This is a genomic window from Kitasatospora sp. NPDC051853, assembly GCF_044452665.1.
Taxonomy (GTDB): domain Bacteria; phylum Actinomycetota; class Actinomycetes; order Streptomycetales; family Streptomycetaceae; genus Kitasatospora.
Genome location: NZ_JBITBY010000009.1, coordinates 222,347 through 238,871, shown reverse-complemented (window position 1 = coordinate 238,871; position 16,525 = coordinate 222,347). Strand labels below are relative to the sequence as shown.

Genomic DNA, 16,525 nt, shown 5'->3' with positions numbered 1-16,525 from the left:
CCTCCCAGCACCACCCAACCCCGACCCACTCCTTTTTCCCGCCCCTGACCCACCGTCAAGTGCCCCTCCACGCCCGCACAGCCACCCCGACCAGCACGTTAGGCAAGCCTAGCCTTACTTGCCTATCATCCACCCATGCAGAAGATCATCCGCGCCGTGGCGACGGTCGCGGCCACCGCCGCCCTCACCCTCACGGCCGCCCTCCCGGGCCCCGCCTCCGCCGCCACCTCCGCCCCGCGCGACATCGAACTCCCGCCCCCCACCGGCCACTTCGCCGTCGGACGCGACACCCTCTCCCTGGTCGACCACACCCGCAAGGACCCCTGGGTGCCCACCGAGGACCGGGAGTTGCTGCTCTCGCTCTACTACCCGGCCCTCCCCCGCACCGGCTCCCCCGCCCCCTACCTGACCACCGACGAGGCCAAGGCCCTGCTCACCGACCGGGGCCAACTCGCCGACCACACCACCCCGGAACGCGTCGCCGCCACCCACACCCACGCCCGCACCGACGCCCTCCCCCGCCCCACCGCCCGCCGCTACCCCCTGGTCGTGCTCTCCCCCGGCTTCTCCCTCCCCCGCGCCTCCCTCACCGGCCTGGCCGAGGACCTCGCCAGCCGCGGCTACGTGGTGGCCGCCGTCGACCACGCCCACGAGTCGGACGGCACCCTCTTCCCCGGCGGGCGCCTGCTCACCTGCAAGGCCTGCGAACAGGTCTTCCCCACCGGCGAGTTGAAGCGGGTCTCGGACGGCCGTGCCCGCGACCTGTCCTTCGTCCTGGACCGGATCACCGGCCCGCACCCCGCCTGGCGGTACTCCTGGCTGATCGACAGCAGCCGGATCGGCGCCGCCGGCCACTCCATCGGCGGCAACGCCGCCTCCGCCGTCATGGCGGCCGACCCCCGGGTCGACGCGGGGGCCAACCTCGACGGCACCTTCTTCACCCCCGTCCCCGAGACCGGCCTCGCCGGACGCCCCTTCCTGATGCTCTCCGGCGACCCCGCCCTCCTCCCGCCGGACTTCGACGACCCCTCCTGGAACGAGGCCTGGGCCCGCCTCGACGGCTGGAAGCGCTGGCCGGCCGTCACCGGCCTCGGCCACCCCGGCTTCACCGACTGGCCCGTCCTCGGCGACGCCTCCGGCTACCCCCACCCGGAGACCCCGCTCCCCGGCGCCCGCTCGGCGCAGCTCGTCCGCACCTACGTCGCCGCCTTCTTCGACCAGCACCTCCGGGGCACCCCCTCACCCCTCCTCGACGGCCCGTCGGCGTCCTTCCCCGAAGTCACCTTCCACCGGCCCTGACGCCGGCTCACCTCCCGCCGGACGGAAATGCGCTGGCCCTCCCGACGCGTGGTCGGCCATGGTGCACCCGATGACTCCCACCGACGAGCCCCTCACCGGGCACGCCCCCGAGCCGAACCGGTACGACGACGTCGACAGCACCGAGTCGGGCTGGTGCTACTCGGACCCCGGGCAGCTGCTCGGCGCCCTCCAGGCCGGGCACGGCGTCGGGGCCCTGCGAGCACCGCAGGACCCCGACGCCGCCGGTCTCGTACACGCCTGCATCCGTACGGACCACCGCTGGTGGCAGCTGATCGACCAGCGCGAGGTCTACCTGGCCCGGCTGGTGCGCGACCTGGGCATGGACATCGGCCCCGTCGTCCGCTGGCTGTGGACCCGGGACCGCGCCGATCCGTGGACCGAGCAGGGAGCCGGTTTCAGGCTGACCGCCGGCGTCCTGGAAGCACTCGCCCGCGCCGGGGACGCCGAGGCCGAGCACCAACTGCTGCGGTACGTCCACACCGGGCGGCGCTGGCTGCACGTCCTCCAACTGATCGCGGCGAAGTGGCCGGTCGAGCGGTGGTCCGGCCTGCGGGCCCGGGTTTCGGAACGGCTGTCCGAGTCCGAGTCCGAGGACGTCTGCGGTCCACTGTGGTCCGGCGACGAGCCCTGGCGGACCTGGGCTCCGGGCGACGAGCACATCACCGGCTCCGCCGACCGGTTCCGCCCCTCCTGCACCGGACTCCCGGACGGACAGGGCGCGTCGTGGGACGATCCGGACGGCGCCGGCCTCCCCGACCTGCTGGCCACGTGGCAGCGCAAGATGCACGAGCGCGACTGGTGCGGCTTCACCCCGCTGGCCGACGCCATCACCCGGCACGGCCCCGCGGCGCACGGAGCGCTGCCCGCCCTCCACGCCCTGTGGAGGCTGACCCCGCACTCGGCCGAACGTACGGCCGTCCTGCGGGCCATGGTCGCGGTCGACCCCGTGCGCAGTCGGCGAGCACTGGCGCAGGGGCTGTGGGACTGCGAGTCCGGAGTCCGGCTGCTGGCCGCCACGCACGTGCCGATCCACCGGCGGACGGGGGACCGGCTCTCGGTGCTGCGCCACGACCCGCTGGAGGACGCCGAGGTCCGCCGGGTGGCGGCCGCCCGGTTGGATGCGGGACCGGACGGACTCTAGTGCCGCGCCCGGCAGGGTTTGCCCCGTCGCGTCGTTCGGTGCGTGCTGTCGGCGTGCCGGGCGAAGGCCCGTCGTAGCGGAGCTACCCGGGCTTTTGACCGGTGCGGCGAAAGGGCCCCTCCTGCCCGATGGCGGGCAAGGAGGGCGCGTGCCGGGCGGCGTGCCGGGGCAAACCCTGCCGGGCGCGGCACTAGAAGGCCAGCAGGAGCAGACAGGCGACACCGATCCCGATGCCGGCGAGGGAGAGGACGGGCCGCCACCACCGCGCGGACCGGACGTCCCGGGGACGGGGTGCGTCGTGCTCCAGGAGCGGCTTCGGCCCGGCCGGGTACGGCGCGGCGGCGGGGTAGGGCCGGACCTGCGGCATCGGGTCCCCGACCTGCGGCCGGCCCCACGGCGTCCCCTGCGGCGTCGGCGTCGGCGGCCAGGCAGGGTGCGGCAGGGCAGGGACGTCGTCCAGCCAGGCGGGGCGCGGCAGGGCAGGGACGTCGTCCAGCCAAGCCGTGGGCTCGCTGCTCCACTGCCCGTCGGTGTCCCGCAGGAGGAGGGTGCCGTCGCCCCGGCGCCGCCAGCGACGGCGGTGGATGTCGGTGAACTCGGCCAGGATGTCGGCGAGTTGAACCGGATCTCCCTCGGGCATTCCCGGCACGGAGGCGGTCGCCTCCGCAGCCGACGGGGCGCCGGGGGCGGCGTAGAGGTCCAGGCCCCGGCCGCCCGGGGTGATCTCTGTCCCCCGCCAGTACAGGCGGACCTCCGTCACCGGATGGGCACCCCGGTAGGCGACCCGCACCGCCTGCCCGGCCGCCTCGACCGTGAAGCCCCGGGCATGCACGAGGAGTTGCTGCCGCTCGCGCCACCGCTCGGCCCGCTCCTCCTGCTCCGTCCGCTGCCGGGCGGCCTGCTCGGCGCGCCGCTCCGCCTCCCGCGCCCGGTGCTCCGCCGCCTCCGCCCGCCTCTCGGCCGACTCCGCCGACCGCTGCGCCCGCTCCGAGTCCTCGATCTGGCGCCGGAGCTGCTCGCCCTGCAGACGCACCAAGGCCGCCTGGCTGCGGTAGCCCGCGACGCCGATCCCGACGCCCGCCAGGGTGCTGAACGCCCCCACCACGGCGACGATCGTCTCGATCACCCTCGTCTCCCCCGTTCCGTCGGCACACAGCTTGCCCGTCCACGGTCAGATCTGTCCGGCGAACGGACGCACTGCGCTGAGGTAGCGTCAGGGGATGATCGAATCGGCCCCGGTGCGGCTCGCGACCTTCAACGTCCTCCACGGGCGGGCGGCAGCCGACGGCCCGGGCCCGGTGGGGGCCGGCGCACTGGTGGAGGCCGTGGCGGCGCTGGACGCCGAGGTGACGGTGCTTCAGGAACTGGACCGTTTCCAGGAGCGCTCCGGCCGCGTCGACCAGGCGCGGGCCGTCGCGCAGGCGATCGGACCGGTGGAGTGGCGCTACGCGTCCGCGTTCCACGCCCGGGCCCGGGAGGGGCGCGGCTGGGTACGGGAGCGCTCGGAACCGGGCCTGCGGGTGTACGGCCCACCGGGGACCGGCCACGACGGCACGGCACCCTCGCACGGGATCGCGCTGTTCTCACAACTGCCGGTACGGGAGTGGCGGGCCCGGCGGTTCGCCGAACCACCGGTCGCGGCCCTGCTCCCCGCCACCGGCCGCACCGGGCTCCGGGTGGTCCGGGACCACCCTCGGGTGGCGTTGGCGGCAGTGCTGGACGGCCGGCGCGGCCCGTTCACGGCGGTGGCACTCCACCTGTCCTTCGTCCCGGGCTGGAACGTCCGCCAGCTCCTCGCCGTACGGAAGTGGATCGCCGACCTGCCACGACCCCACGTCCTCCTCGGCGACCTCAACCTTCCCGGCACCGTCCCGACGGCCGTCCTCGGCAAGGACTGGCACCCCACCACCCGGGCCCGGACCTTCCCCGCCCACCACCCGCGCCTCCAACTCGACCACATCCTCACCTCCGGCCCCGCCCCCGACCGCCCCGCGCGGGCGCAGCGGCTGCCGGTCTCCGACCACCTCCCCCTGGTGGCCGAACTCCCGCTCTAGGGACGGCAGTCCGGTGCGTCACCTCACCATGCGTAGGCCTCGGGCCGGATCACGGGCAGTCCCCACGGCTCCAGCGCACCGCTGATCAGGTCGGCGAGGAACTGGACCAGCCCGCCGGTGTAGTGCCACCAGACGTTGTTGCGCGAGGCGACCGTGACCGTCCACTCCTGCGGTCCTGCCGTGCTGGTGCTCCACAGGAAGATGTCGCCCTGGTTCGACCCGCCCCAGGGGAGGAAGCCGCCCGGGGTGGGGTACGGCTGCAAGGGGATGACGGGGTCGTTGTCCTCGCACCACTCCATGACGATCTCCAGTTCCTCCTGGAGCGCCTGTGGCCAGTCCTTCTCGCGACCGGCCGCCGGATAGTAGACGGAGAGGAAGTCGCCGAGCACGAAAGTGGGGTAGAGCTCGCAGAGCCGTTTGTAGTCGGCGGGGAGCGGGGCTCCCAGGGCGCCTTCGAGCGCCGGCCAGTCGAAGGCCTGCGGCACCGCGAGGCGGAGTGCGGCGAAGCCGGGTACGGCACGCTCGAGTGCCGCGATCGCCTCGTCAGGGTCGGTCAGACGCTGGTGCGGTGTCTGGACACCGATGAGATCTTCCACCGGCTCAGGCTGTCATGGTGACATCGCCGTCCCGGTGCCGGGTGGCACGGTGGCCGCCCGCTCCACCGCGTCAACTCCTGGCGGTCGGCGTCCCGTCCGGGGTGAACGCGTGGCGGAAGGTGAAGGCGTGCGGTGCCGGCCCGTGCTCGTGGAGGTGCTCCAGCCTGGTCACCCCGTCCTGCCATGTGGGGGTCTCCCCGTCGGCCGTCCACCACACCACGTGGTTCGGCTGCTCCGCCCGCTCGAACCAGTCGTGACGCCTGTTCAGCGCCGCCCGGTGCAGCCCGCCGTAGACGGCGTCGGACGCGGAGCGCGGATCGGTCCAGAGCGAGAGGGTCGCGGCCAGCGCGGTGGTCTCCGCCGTCCGTCCCTTCCCCTACCACCCCGGCACCACGAACTCCCCCCACGCACCCCAGTCGGCGCCGAACAGCCGCCCCCGGTCGCTCGCCGCCGGCTCGGCGTGCCCCAGGTACCCGGGGTGCCCGGCGATCGTCCGGTAGACCTCCTCACCGCTCTCGTAGAGCTCGCGCGTGAGCGGCCCGGGATCGGCGAGCGGCGCCTTCAAGACGCCGAAGGTGTACAGCGCGAGCTGGGGCATACGTCTCCCTGCTTGGGGTATCCGACACGGAACTCCCGTACGACCGTGGCCGATCGCCGGGGACCAGGTGAGGCTAGCCGTCCGTCCTCCACCTGTCGACGTTGTGTTTTCCCTGCTCATGTGGCTTCCCACGACGACCGGCTGACGGCCCGTCAGACGCGGTACGAGAAACGCAGCGCCCCGCCCTCCTCCCGGTAGCGTCCGCGTCCGCGCGGGCCGAAGGGGTTGGGCAGGACGCGCACCCGGACGGCGTCCGGGTCGAGTACCGAGGTGACCACGAGGATCCGCCACCGGTCGCTCCCGGCGTAGCGCTGTGCGGCCGCCACCTCGCTCGTTCCCAGTTCGATCTCCCCGCCCTCGCCCCGGGTGGCCTTCACCTCGAACATCAGCGGGTGGCGGCCCGAGCCCACCCGGAAGTCGTAGCCGAGGCCGTCGTCCCCCGGCAGCCCGGGGAAGACGCTCCGGCCGTTGGAGGACACCCAGCTGGTCTCGTTGGTGGCCGGGTGGTGCTTCCTCAGCCAGCGGTAGGCGAACCACTCCCCGACGAAGCCGATCGCCTGCCGCTGTGCGGCGGAGAGGTTGCGGTCCGCCGGTGGCCGGCCCCCGGCCCGGACGGATCCCGTCCGGGCGGCCCGTGGCGGCTTGGGCTCCTTGAGCTCGGCGAATCTGTTCCCGCCCCGGAGCCGGCCCGGCTCCACCTCCAGCAGGGTCTCCAGTTCGACCACCAGCTCGGTGAAGTCACCGGCCGCGATGTCGAACTCGGTGCCGCCGAGCGAGATGACGCCCCTGCGGCGCGCGCGGGCCTCGCGTTCCTTCCACTCGGCGTCCTGGACCTTCTCCAGGTCCTCCGGGGTCAGCCCGTGGGCGGCCGGGTCGAGCTCGACGGGCATCCCGGCGGGACACTGCCCGAGGGCCGCCGTCCAGGCCGTGACATCGGCCTCGGCGAGCTCCCGGAAGTCCAGGGCGCCCGCCCCGTCGAGCAGGGACAGCAGCGACTCCCCCGGGTCCTCCCCGTCCAGGGCACCGGGAACGGGCCGACCCGCGGCCCGGATCAACGACACGATCCGCGGTGCCGTCCTGCGGACCAGCACACCGTTCCGGCCACGCAGTGACTCCAGCACGGGCAGACGCTCGCCCTTCGCCGGTGCCTCGTGACCCAGCTGCCGGGCGAGTTCCGACTCGATGTGCGCGCGCAGCTCGGCCGCGCTCACCTGATCGACCGTCAGGGCCCAGGCGTCCGGCGCCGTGATCCACGACAGACCCCGCAGTCCGGGCCACCCGTCGACGGCCTCGCGCCGGTCGAAGCGGTCCACCCTCGCCCACCGGAGCCGGTCCACCAGCCCGCCCCGGTGCAGGTCGACGTACCGGCGCACCTCGTCCTCGTGCTCCTCCGCCCGACTGGTCGGCCGGTACCGGGGAGCCAGCTCCGCCAGCGTCCGGTTGAACTCCGCGAAGTCGATCCCGGCCGCCCTCCTCAGCTCGTCCACGTCACGGGCCGCCCGCGCCTCGGCCACCAACTTCGCCGGCGTCAAGGGCAGTTCGTCCTGATGTGGTGCGAGCAGCGCGACGAGCTCCCGACTGTCGGACGGCGGAGGTTCGACCAGCTCCCGCGCCCGCTCCTCGCCCAGGCAGTGCACCAGGACGGGCAGGCAGCGCTCCAGGATCCCGGCCACCGAGCCGTCGAGGCGCTGCTTCGTCTCCTCCACCTGCGCGGGCGACAGCTGGAGGGCGCGCGCGAGGCGGTCCTCGCCCGGATCGGCACTGTCCGCGTACACGGCCCCCAGCTCGTACGCGGCCAGCCGCAGACGCATCCCGAACACGGGGCGCCCCACGGCATGGGCGGCCGCCTCCAGCAACGGCCCCGACGCCTCCCAACCGGGCTGCTGCAGGAGCGCCTTCGGAGCCAGGACCAGCGGCCGGCGCGGGTCGAGCACCGGCAGCACACCGGAGAGGTGCTCGGGCAGGTCGATCGGCAGGTCGCCGATCGAGAGGGCGAGGCTTCGGTAGCCGTGCACCCGGAGCGTCCGGACAGCCGCGACCAGCGCCGTCAGGGCCGTGTCGGTCGGGCGGATGCCGCCGTCGGCGTGGTCGGCCAGGGCGGCGACGGCGAGGGGCAGCCAGGGCAGGGTACCGACCACCGGCACGCCCAGGCCCGTGAGGTCATCGGTGGTGCCGTCGACCACGACGGACGGCCTCGTCCGGTCGACCAGGCGGACCGAGCCCGGGAAGATCGTTCGCAGCAGCCCGAAGACCTGCCGGGCCACGCCCGGCACCACGAGCAGGTGGTGCTCCGTCTCGCGGAGCAGACGGGCCGTCAGCGAGTCACGGTCCCCGGTGACGTAGAGGGTCCGGTCGCCCTTGCGCAGCGCTTCGAAGCCGGCAGTGGTCAGGCGCTCGCCCGACTCGACCAGCAGCTCCGCTCCGGTCAGTCGCCCGGCCACCAGGCGCGGGGCGCGGTCGCCTTCGGGGAGGGAGACCAGACCGCGCCAGGCACGCTGGTTGGCCCGCTGGGCCGTGGGCCAGTCCTCCGCCCCGACCGCCCCGGAGGCGACCTGTCGGCCCAGGTGGGCGATGAGCCGCAGACTGTCCTCCGCGCGGTCCCAGGTGGGCAGGCCCAGTGCGCGGAGCCGGATGAGCGTGTTCCCGGCATCGAGGAGACCCCGGAACCGGGGGGCCACGCTCTGCAGGAAGGCCGGCTCCTCCTCCGGCGGGCCCTGGTAGTGCCAGGCCTCCCCGGGGCGGACGAAGACGGTGTGCCGGTCCCGACCGCGCACCGGGAGCCAGGGCTGCTCGCGGACGAACGCGGCCAGCGGGGTCGGCACCAGCTGCGGGTCCGCGTCGCCGGTCCTGTCACGGGTCCACCGGCTGGTGAACTTCCGCTCGTCCCAGTGCGACAGGCCCTGCAGGACCAACCGTGCGTAGGCCAGGCGCCCGGCTTCGCCGAGGCCGTCGACGACGTCCTGCCCCGGCAGCCGGAGCGCACCCGTCCCGACGTAGGGCGTCTGCGGGTAGGACGCGGGACTGTGCGGGCGGCGGACGAGCGGTGTCCACTGCTCGGCGATCCGCGCCGACACCTTGGCCGCTCGGACCAACCAGGACGTGTGCAACTGATTCCCCTGCCCGCGCTCCAGGGCTCCGCCCGAGCGCACGGGTATCAGCCCGTCCGTGACCCCGAGCGCGACGAGGAAGTCACGCCACTCCTCCTGGCTCTCCTTGCGGCCGACGAACTCCTCGGGCGGCGCGATCAGCCGGTCCACCAGCCACTTCAAGTCCGAGGAGACCGACCGGCCCTCCTCGACCACGGCGGCCAGGTCGTCCCCGCAGGTGCCCTGCCAGCCGGCGCCGAACGCCGCACCGGCGGCCCGGATCATCGGTCCGGCGGCCGATGGAAGGTACAGCCCAAGCCCGCTGACCTCCAGCGGGCGGCCGGAGCGGTGCGAGCGGTGGAGCCGGAAGACGAACTTCAGTGCCTGGTCCCGCAGCCTCTGCGAGCTGCTCGCCGCGAGCGCCTTCCGCACGTGTCCGAGCAACTGCTGCACGTCGAACTGCTTGACCAGCCCGTGGGTTTCGAGGAAGTGCCGCACGATCGGATCCCGGCCGCCGCCCGCCCCCGCACAGGCGAGGCCGTCGTGGAGGTGGAAGAGCCGTCTGCGCAGCACGTCCGGGACGACGAGGGCGGTGTCCCGCTGCGCCGGCTGGAAGAACGCCTCACGGCGGGCCTTGCCCTCCTTGGCAGGACCGGGCTCACCGTCCCCGTTGCAACGGCCGAGCTTCCCGTCGTCCGTCAACAGCAGCTTCCGGCCCCGAAGTGACCACCCGTCAGCCGCGAAGAGCACCGCGAGGTCGGCGTAGACGCCGTCCCAGGTCCCGACCGGCTCGCCGGGGCCGGGCAGGGGCAGCAGCTCGACGATCCTCTCGACGTACTCGGCCCGCTCCGTCGACGTCGGCTCCAGGGAGCACCTCAGCGAGGTGCACACCCGTGCCAGCCGCCGCAGCCGACCGCCGCCGGGAGGGGTCCGCCACCGGGATCCCGGCCGCACCGGCGGCCTCGGCCGACAGCGCGGCGAACTCCCCCGTCGGCCAGAGCACCGCCCGCTGCGGCGTGGTCCAGGCCGCAGCCCCCTCCTCCAGGACCGGCACCAACGGCACCTCGGCGAAGGCACACCCGTGGACCCGCTCCGCGGCCGCGGCCAGCAGGCCACCCGCCCGTGCACCGGTCTCCCAGGCGACGACGTCGACGGCGGCGGCGCGGTGCCCGGCTCCGGGCAGGCTCCGCCAGCGCTCGGCGGCGAGCAGACAGGTCTCGGCCAGGGCGTCGAACAGCATCGCGTTGAGCGGGTGTTCGCGGTCGAGGTCGGTGCGGTCCATCTTCGTGAAGAACGGTGCGTTGACGTGCCCTCTCAGCGGAGCGGCCACGTCACCCCCGAGCGGGAGGAAGGTGTAGAGCTGCCCGCGCTGCGACGCCTCGGCCCCCGTCGGCAGGGCCGCCTCCACCTCGGCCACCTCCCGCCAGTCCAGCCAGGACTCGTCGAGGCTCCCCTCCGCCACGGCCTCGTCGAGGGTGGCTCGCAGCCGGAGCCCGGGCAGCGTTCCGCGGGCCACCAGGAACTCGCCCGCGGCGCCCAGGTCCACCCTGACCACCGAGACGGCCGGAGCCGACGGCCGCTCCCCCGTCCCCGGGACTTCCGGCCGGTCCCGGGCCACGGGCCGCTCCTCCCGCACCAGGTCGACCCGGTCGGTGGAGCCGTCGGCGGTGCGGTGCTCCAGCACCAGCCCACCGAGACGGCGGAGGAACAGCATGACCGGTGTCCTGGCCCCCGCCAGTTCCTCGAGCCGCCGCACCGCAGCCTGGTGGGCGACATCGCTCCGGAGCCCCAGGCGGACCACGGTGACGTGCCCGAGCGCACTCAACTCCGCGCATGTCGGCGGCAGTTCATCCACCGGAAAGGGAAGCTGGAGCGGCGGGAACTCCTTGGCGGCCCGCTCCGCCAGGGCATCGTCACCGAGCAGCACCCGCAGGTCCTCCGGCGTGGCGAAGCGGAAGCGGTAGCCGTCCAGCCCGCCCCCGCTCCGACTCCCGGGGCCGTCCGGGCCGTCGCTGTAGACCTCCGGCGACTCCGCGATCTCCAGGACGCTGCGGAAGCCCAGCCCCTTGTTGCCGATCCCGTCGCCGACCCGCTTGTCGCTCTGCGCCAACTTGCAGATCCGCTCGACCTGTTGCCACCCGAAGGGCCGGCCGCCGTTCGCCACGTACAGGGTGCCGTGCGGCCCCTCCGTCTCGTCGAGCAGGACGTGCACCTGCCCGTCGGTGCGGTCGGCGGGGTGGGCGTCGTGGCCGTTCTGCAGGAGTTCGAGCAGGAACCGGCCCGCGTAGTCCCGGGAGCTCATCAGGGAGACCGCCCGGAGCTGCTCACCCGGCTTCCAGGTGCTCGTCCCCTGCCACTCCCGGAGGATCTGCTCCGAGTACCCGCGCAGCTCACGCGCGTACCGCTCCGCCGCCCCGGCCCCGTCCCGCCCCTGCACCACGCGTCCCCTTCGGTCCCCGGTGGCATCGTTCCCTTACGCACCACACGGCTGCGGGGTCACGCTAGCCCAGGCCGGGGACAGGCGGCCTGTCGGTCCGTCAGCGGTGTTCGGGGTTCTCGAAGTCGTAGCGGCAGCCGGCGTCCCAGCCGGAGCGCTGGTTGCCGTGGGCCGGGATGCCACCGGCGTCCTTCAGCATCCGGGCAAGATGCAGGAGGTTCCAGGTCATGAAGGTGGTGTTGCGGTTGGTGAAGTCGTTCTCCGGGCCGCCGGAGCCCTCGTCGAGGTAGGACGGGCCGGGGCCGGCCGGGCCGACCCAGCCGGCGTCGGCCTGGGGCGGGATGGTGTAGCCGAGGTGCTGGAGGCTGTAGAGGACGTTCATCGCGCAGTGCTTGGCGCCGTCCTCGTTGCCGGTGATCAGGCAGCCGCCGACCCGGCCGTAGTAGGCGTACTGGCCCTGGGAGTTGAGGACGGAGGAGCAGGCGTAGAGCCGCTCGATGGTCCGCTTCATCACCGAGGAGTTGTCCCCCAGCCAGATCGGCCCGGCCAGGATCAGGATGTCGGCGGACATCACCTGGCTGTAGACCACCGGCCACTCGTCGGTCTCCCAGCCGTGCTCGGTCATGTCCGGCCAGACCCCGGTGGCGATGTCCAGGTCCACCGGCCGCAGCACCTCGACGGAGACGCCCTGCCGCTCCATGATCCCGGTGCTGACGTCGATCAGGCCCTGGGTGTGGCTGCGCTCCGGGGAGCGTTTGAGCGTGCAGTTGAGCACGATCGCCCGCAGGTCGGCGTACGAGGTCCCGGGTTCGGTGGTCATCACGTGCTCCTGGTGAACGGTCGGGGCCTGGCGGACGGTCGGTGGGCCCAGCTCACCACGCCGGGGGCCGATCACCGCTGAGGACACGCCGCCGAGGTCACGGAGTGCGGGTGGGGCAGGTGACGGAGCGCGGTCGGGGGCCGGGGGCGGGGCCGAGGATCCGTCAGGGTGGCACGGGGACTGGGCCGTTCGGGGTACCTGTCCGCCTGCCGTCGTGGGATCGGGCGGGGGCGCGGTCAAGCTTGGACGGGCCGCCCGTCGGGGGTGGCCGATGGAGGGGAGTCGGACGTGGGTGGGAAGTCGCCGAATCTGCAGCCGGTGCTGGCGGGGCCGAGCCGGGCCGCGCTGTTCCTGGTGATGACCGTGGAGGCCGGCGGTGAGCCGGTGGTGCGGGAGTTGCTGGGGGATCTGGCGGGGTTGGTGCGGTCGGTGGGGTTCCGCCGGCCGGAGGACCGGTTGAGCTGTGTGGCGGGGATCGGGTCGCAGGCCTGGGACCGGCTGTTCGACGGGCCGCGGCCGGCCGGGCTGCACCCGTTCGTGCCGCTGCGCGGCGCGCGGCACACCGCCCCCTCGACCCCGGGCGACCTGGTGTTCCACGTCCGGGCGCAGCAGGCCGATCTCTGCTTCGAGCTGGGCACCCTGATCACCCGTCGGATGGCGGGCGCCGTCCGGGTGGTGGACGAGGTGCAGGGCTTCACCTACTTCGACCAGCGCGACCTGCTGGGTTTCGTGGACGGCACCGAGAACCCGGAGGGGAACCCGGCCGTCGAGGCGGTGTACGTCGGCGAGGAGGACCCGGCGTTCGCCGGGGGCAGCTACCTGATCGTGCAGAAGTACCTGCACGACCTGGACGGTTGGGACCGGATCGGCTCGGACGAGCAGGAGCGGGTGATCGGCCGGACCAAGCTCTCGGACGTCGAGCTGCCGGACGGCGTGCAGGCCCCGGACTCCCACGTGGCGGTCAACCAGGTGCTGGACGAGGACGGCGAGGAGCGGCAGATCCACCGGGCGAACATGCCGTTCGGCTCGCCGGGGCGGGGTGAGTACGGGACGTACTTCGCCGGGTACTGCCGCACGCCCGAGGTCACCGAGCAGATGCTGCGGAACATGTTCCTCGGTACCGACGAAGCCTCGCACGACCGGATCCTGGACTTCTCCACCGCCGTCACCGGCAGCCTGTTCCACGTCCCGACCGCCGACTTCCTGGAGGACGGCCCGAGCGAGGCCGTCGCCCCCTCGGAGCGCCGACAGCCGGAGAAGAACGGCTCGTTGGGCATCGGCAGCCTCAAGTCCGCTCCCGTTCAAGCCGATTGACCGCCCAGCCCCCAGTGAAAGCACCGTGAGCACGTGGACAACCTGCACCGCGAACTGGCCCCGATCAGCGAGGCCGCCTGGGCCGAGATCGAGGAGGAGGCCCGCCGGACCTTCGTCCTGCACCTGGCCGGGCGCCGGGTGGTGGACCTCTCCGGTCCGGCCGGCCCGGCACTGGCCGCAGTCGGCACCGGGCACCTGACCCCGCTGCCGCCGCCCGCCGAGGGGCTGCGGGCCCGGGCCCACCAGGTGCGCCCGGTGGTGGAGTTGAGGACCCGCTTCACGCTCAGCCGGGACGCGGTGGACGACGTGGAGCGCGGGTCGGCGGACAGCGACTGGCAGCCGGTCAAGGACGCGGCCCGGACCATGGCCATGGCCGAGGACCGGGCGGTCTTCGACGGCTGGCCGGAGGCCGGGATCTCCGGGCTGCGGGCCGCCGCCGAGAACCCGCCGGTGGCGCTGCCGGAGGACGTCACCGCCTACCCCGACACCGTCAGCCACGCGCTCACCACGCTGCGGCTGGCGGGGGTCGGCGGCCCGTACGCGCTGCTGCTGGGCGCGGACGCCTACACCGCCGTCAACGAGACCTCCGACCACGGCTACCCGATCCGCCAGCACATCGCCCGCGCGCTGGACTGTCCGCTGATCTGGGCACCGGCGCTGAGCGGCGGAGTGCTGCTCTCCACCCGGGGCGGCGACTTCGAGCTGCACCTGGGCCAGGACCTCTCGATCGGCTACCTGCGGCACGACGCGGACACGGTGGAGCTCTACCTCCAGCAGGCGCTGACCTTCAGCCTGTACTCGCCCGAGGCGGCCGTCCCGCTGGTCTGAGCGATCGCCGGGGCGCGCGGCGGCATCAGGACCCGAGGCGGCGTCAGGCCGGGGCGGAAGCGGCGGCGCGCCGGCGGCGGCGGAGGTCGGCCAGGGCGCCGGCCATCGCCGCCGCCTCGAAGCCGAGTGCCACCAGCACGCCCACCTGGAAGGCCCCCGCCCAGGAGCCGGTGCCCGCGAGGTGGGCGAAGAACGCCGCTCCGACGCAGGCCACGCCGATCGCGGTGCCGAGCCGCTGCGCGGTCTGGATCACCCCGCCGGCCGTCCCGGCCCGGGCCAGCGGGACCTCGGCCAGTGCCAGCGCCAGGTTCGGCGCGATCACCAGGCCCGAGCCGACCCCGGCCAGCAGCAGCGGCCCGGCCGTCGCCCATCCGGCGTTCTCGCCGGGCACCAGGTGGACGGCCAGGGCGGCCAGGCCCGTTCCCGCGATGACCAGGGCCAGCCCGCCGACGATCAGGGCCCGCCCCCGCGTGGTCACCAGCCGACCGCCCACCGCCGCCGAGACCGCCGAGCCGGCGGCGAACGGGGTGACGGCCAGTCCGGCCGTGAGGGCGCTGTAGCCGAGCCCGTTCTGGAGGTAGAGGGTGAAGATGAAGAAGATCGTCGAGAAGCCCGCGAAGTAGAGCATCCCGAGCACCGCGCCCCAGACGTACGAGGCGGTGCGGAACAGCGCGAGGTCCACCAGCGGGACGCCGCCGCCACGGGCGGTCCGCCGCTCCCAGGCGGCGAAGGCGGCCAGCAGGGCCAGGCCGAGCGGGATCAGCCACCACTTCGCCGGGCCCTTCCACTGCTGCTCCTGGATCAGCGGCAGCAGCACCGCGACCAGGCCGAGGCCGAGCAGCAGCACCCCGACGCCGTCGACCCGGCGTCCCAGGGTGCCCTGGGAGGAGCCGCAGCCGGCCCGGCCGGGGATCAGCCGCAGGGCGAGGGCGAAGGCCAGGACGCCGATCGGCACGTTGACGAAGAACACCCAGCGCCAGCCGTCCGCCGGGCCCGCCGCCTCGATCAGCAGGCCGCCGGCCAGCGGGCCGACCGCCGTGGCCAGGCCGACGGTGGTGCCGAAGTACCCGAAGGCGCGGCTCCGTTCGGGGCCGGTGAACAGCTCCTGGATCAGGCCGGAGATCTGCGGGCCGATCAGGCCGGAGGCCACCCCCTGGAGGAGGCGGAACAGCACCAGGGTCAGGGCGGTCGGGGCCAGCCCGCAGGCCGCCGAGGCGACGGTGAACGAGACCAGGCCGGTCAGGAAGGCCGTCCGGCGCCCCCACATGTCGCCGAGCACCCCGGCCGGGATCAGGGTCAGGCCGAAGGTCAGGGCGTAGCCGGAGAGCACCCAGGAGAGCTCGGCCGGTCCGGCGTCCAGGCCCCGGTCGATCGAGGGCAGGGCGACGTTGACGATCGAGACGTCCAGCAGGCTCATGAACCCGACCAGCAGGCAGACCCCGAGCGCCTTCCAGTGGCGGCTCCCGTCGGGCACCGGGCCCGTGACTCCCGTCGGTGGCCTGGTCATTGACGGGTCGCCACCTCTCGGGCGGTCGGGGCCGGACGGCCGGGGCGGACCCTGCGAGTCTGCGTCCCGGCCGGGGCCCGGGCCCGTACGCCATGCCGACGCTCCCCCGGACGGCCCATCGGACGGCTCCTCGGACGGCTCGTCGGACGTCGGCCGGGCCCGGACGGCCCATCGGTCAGCACCCGGGGCGGAACCAGCTGCTGCGCCGTCGGTCGTACAGCGGGGAGGCGGTGAGGTCCGCCGTCGGGGTCGAGGCGGGCGCCTGCGCCCGGAGGGCGTGGAACAGCTCGACGGCCGGGTACGGGGTGGCCGCGGACTCGAAGGCCAGACCGTCCGCCGACGGATCGCCGCCGGTGAGGTCGACCAGGCGCGCGAAGCACCGCCGCTGCCTGGTGTTGCGCCAGCTGAACGGAAGGGCCGCCGCCACCTCCACCACCAGCACCTGCTGCTCCCCGTGCCCGGTGCGGAAGGTGATGACGTCCAGCCGCCGCATCCGGTCCCAGGTCACGACCCCGGCCCGGCGCAGCGGCAGCTTCACGCCGAGCCCGTGCGGACCGACCGTCAGGACGACCGGGCGGTACAGATCGGCCAGCACCCCGACGGCGGTCGGCACGGGCAGGAGGGCGACCAGCAGCAGGCCGTAGTCGAACCCCGGGCCACCGAAGGCGCCGCCGGGACCGCCCTCCGTGAGCACGGCGAAGGTCACCAGGGCCGCGGACCAGAGCGCCGCCCAACCGGCCAGCTGCCACCCGGCCCGCCGTCTGGCCCGGCGCTCCACCTGCAGTACGGCTGTGTACCCGGCCATCGTGTCGCCCCCCGGTCGT

The 16,525-nt window shown here is 74.1% G+C and carries 12 protein-coding genes and 1 pseudogene; 5 read left to right on the top strand and 8 right to left on the bottom strand.

Annotated features, from left to right (window positions below; genetic code table 11):
• Positions 1–135 precede the first annotated feature (135 nt).
• Both ACIA8O_RS25780 and ACIA8O_RS25775 read left to right on the top strand, forming a co-directional pair.
• Positions 136–1,299, top strand: a complete 1,164-nt coding sequence (locus ACIA8O_RS25780) for an alpha/beta hydrolase family protein (protein ID WP_396296336.1) — start codon at positions 136–138, stop codon at positions 1,297–1,299.
• 70 nt (positions 1,300–1,369) lie between these two features.
• Positions 1,370–2,461, top strand: coding sequence for a hypothetical protein (locus tag ACIA8O_RS25775; RefSeq protein WP_396296335.1), 1,092 nt, complete (start codon positions 1,370–1,372; stop codon positions 2,459–2,461).
• A 190-nt stretch (positions 2,462–2,651) separates the two neighbouring features.
• Here the strand turns inward: ACIA8O_RS25775 and ACIA8O_RS25770 are convergent, their stop codons facing one another.
• The gene (locus tag ACIA8O_RS25770) at positions 2,652–3,587 is read right to left on the bottom strand and encodes a hypothetical protein (RefSeq protein WP_396296334.1); all 936 of its coding nucleotides are present in this window, start codon (positions 3,585–3,587) and stop codon (positions 2,652–2,654) included.
• Positions 3,588–3,681: 94 nt separating this feature from the next.
• Here ACIA8O_RS25770 and ACIA8O_RS25765 point away from each other — a divergent pair, with 94 nt between their 5' ends.
• Entirely contained in the window at positions 3,682–4,515 is an 834-nt protein-coding gene (locus tag ACIA8O_RS25765) for an endonuclease/exonuclease/phosphatase family protein (protein WP_396296333.1), read from the top strand.
• 23 nt (positions 4,516–4,538) lie between these two features.
• Here ACIA8O_RS25765 and ACIA8O_RS25760 read toward each other — a convergent pair whose 3' ends face one another.
• The 5 genes and pseudogenes from ACIA8O_RS25760 to ACIA8O_RS25740 all read right to left on the bottom strand — a co-directional run bounded on the left by ACIA8O_RS25760 (position 4,539) and on the right by ACIA8O_RS25740 (position 12,052).
• Positions 4,539–5,111 (bottom strand): SMI1/KNR4 family protein, encoded by a 573-nt coding sequence (locus ACIA8O_RS25760; protein ID WP_396296332.1) that lies wholly within the window; start codon positions 5,109–5,111, stop codon positions 4,539–4,541.
• Positions 5,112–5,181: 70 nt separating this feature from the next.
• Positions 5,182–5,709 (bottom strand): annotated as a pseudogene (locus ACIA8O_RS25755) (DUF3291 domain-containing protein).
• A gap of 152 nt (positions 5,710–5,861) precedes the next feature.
• On the bottom strand, positions 5,862–6,095 hold the full coding sequence (locus ACIA8O_RS25750; RefSeq protein ID WP_396296581.1) for a hypothetical protein: 234 nt from the start codon (positions 6,093–6,095) through the stop codon (positions 5,862–5,864).
• 3,433 nt (positions 6,096–9,528) lie between these two features.
• Positions 9,529–11,232 (bottom strand): sacsin N-terminal ATP-binding-like domain-containing protein, encoded by a 1,704-nt coding sequence (locus ACIA8O_RS25745; protein ID WP_396296331.1) that lies wholly within the window; start codon positions 11,230–11,232, stop codon positions 9,529–9,531.
• A 100-nt stretch (positions 11,233–11,332) separates the two neighbouring features.
• Positions 11,333–12,052, bottom strand: coding sequence for a flavodoxin family protein (locus tag ACIA8O_RS25740; RefSeq protein WP_396296330.1), 720 nt, complete (start codon positions 12,050–12,052; stop codon positions 11,333–11,335).
• Positions 12,053–12,340: 288 nt separating this feature from the next.
• Between ACIA8O_RS25740 and ACIA8O_RS25735 the strand changes: the two genes are divergently transcribed.
• Both ACIA8O_RS25735 and ACIA8O_RS25730 read left to right on the top strand, forming a co-directional pair.
• The gene (locus tag ACIA8O_RS25735; protein ID WP_396296329.1) at positions 12,341–13,366 is read left to right on the top strand and encodes a Dyp-type peroxidase; all 1,026 of its coding nucleotides are present in this window, start codon (positions 12,341–12,343) and stop codon (positions 13,364–13,366) included.
• Between the two features lie 33 nt (positions 13,367–13,399).
• Entirely contained in the window at positions 13,400–14,194 is a 795-nt protein-coding gene (locus tag ACIA8O_RS25730) for a family 1 encapsulin nanocompartment shell protein (RefSeq protein ID WP_396296328.1), read from the top strand.
• Between the two features lie 43 nt (positions 14,195–14,237).
• On the opposite strand, the gene ACIA8O_RS25725 is transcribed toward ACIA8O_RS25730, so the two are convergent.
• Positions 14,238–15,701 carry an MFS transporter gene (locus ACIA8O_RS25725; RefSeq protein WP_396296327.1) on the bottom strand — a complete coding sequence of 488 codons (1,464 nt, stop codon included), beginning with the start codon at positions 15,699–15,701 and terminating at the stop codon, positions 14,238–14,240.
• A 175-nt stretch (positions 15,702–15,876) separates the two neighbouring features.
• Positions 15,877–16,506: a hypothetical protein gene (locus ACIA8O_RS25720; protein WP_396296326.1), complete on the bottom strand. Its 630-nt coding sequence runs from the start codon at positions 16,504–16,506 to the stop codon at positions 15,877–15,879.
• Between the last annotated feature and the right edge of the window lie 19 nt (positions 16,507–16,525).

Excerpts from the sequence above, each read along its gene's own strand:
- ACIA8O_RS25740 (WP_396296330.1), bottom strand. The coding sequence starts at position 12,052 with ATGACCACCGAACCCGGGACCTCGTACGCCGACCTGCGGGCGATCGTG.
- ACIA8O_RS25780 (WP_396296336.1), top strand. The coding sequence starts at position 136 with ATGCAGAAGATCATCCGCGCCGTGGCGACGGTCGCGGCCACCGCCGCC.
- ACIA8O_RS25750 (WP_396296581.1), bottom strand. The coding sequence starts at position 6,095 with ATGTTCGAGGTGAAGGCCACCCGGGGCGAGGGCGGGGAGATCGAACTG.
- ACIA8O_RS25775 (WP_396296335.1), top strand. The coding sequence starts at position 1,370 with ATGACTCCCACCGACGAGCCCCTCACCGGGCACGCCCCCGAGCCGAAC.
- ACIA8O_RS25725 (WP_396296327.1), bottom strand. The coding sequence starts at position 15,701 with ATGACCAGGCCACCGACGGGAGTCACGGGCCCGGTGCCCGACGGGAGC.
- ACIA8O_RS25720 (WP_396296326.1), bottom strand. The coding sequence starts at position 16,506 with ATGGCCGGGTACACAGCCGTACTGCAGGTGGAGCGCCGGGCCAGACGG.
- ACIA8O_RS25765 (WP_396296333.1), top strand. The coding sequence starts at position 3,682 with ATGATCGAATCGGCCCCGGTGCGGCTCGCGACCTTCAACGTCCTCCAC.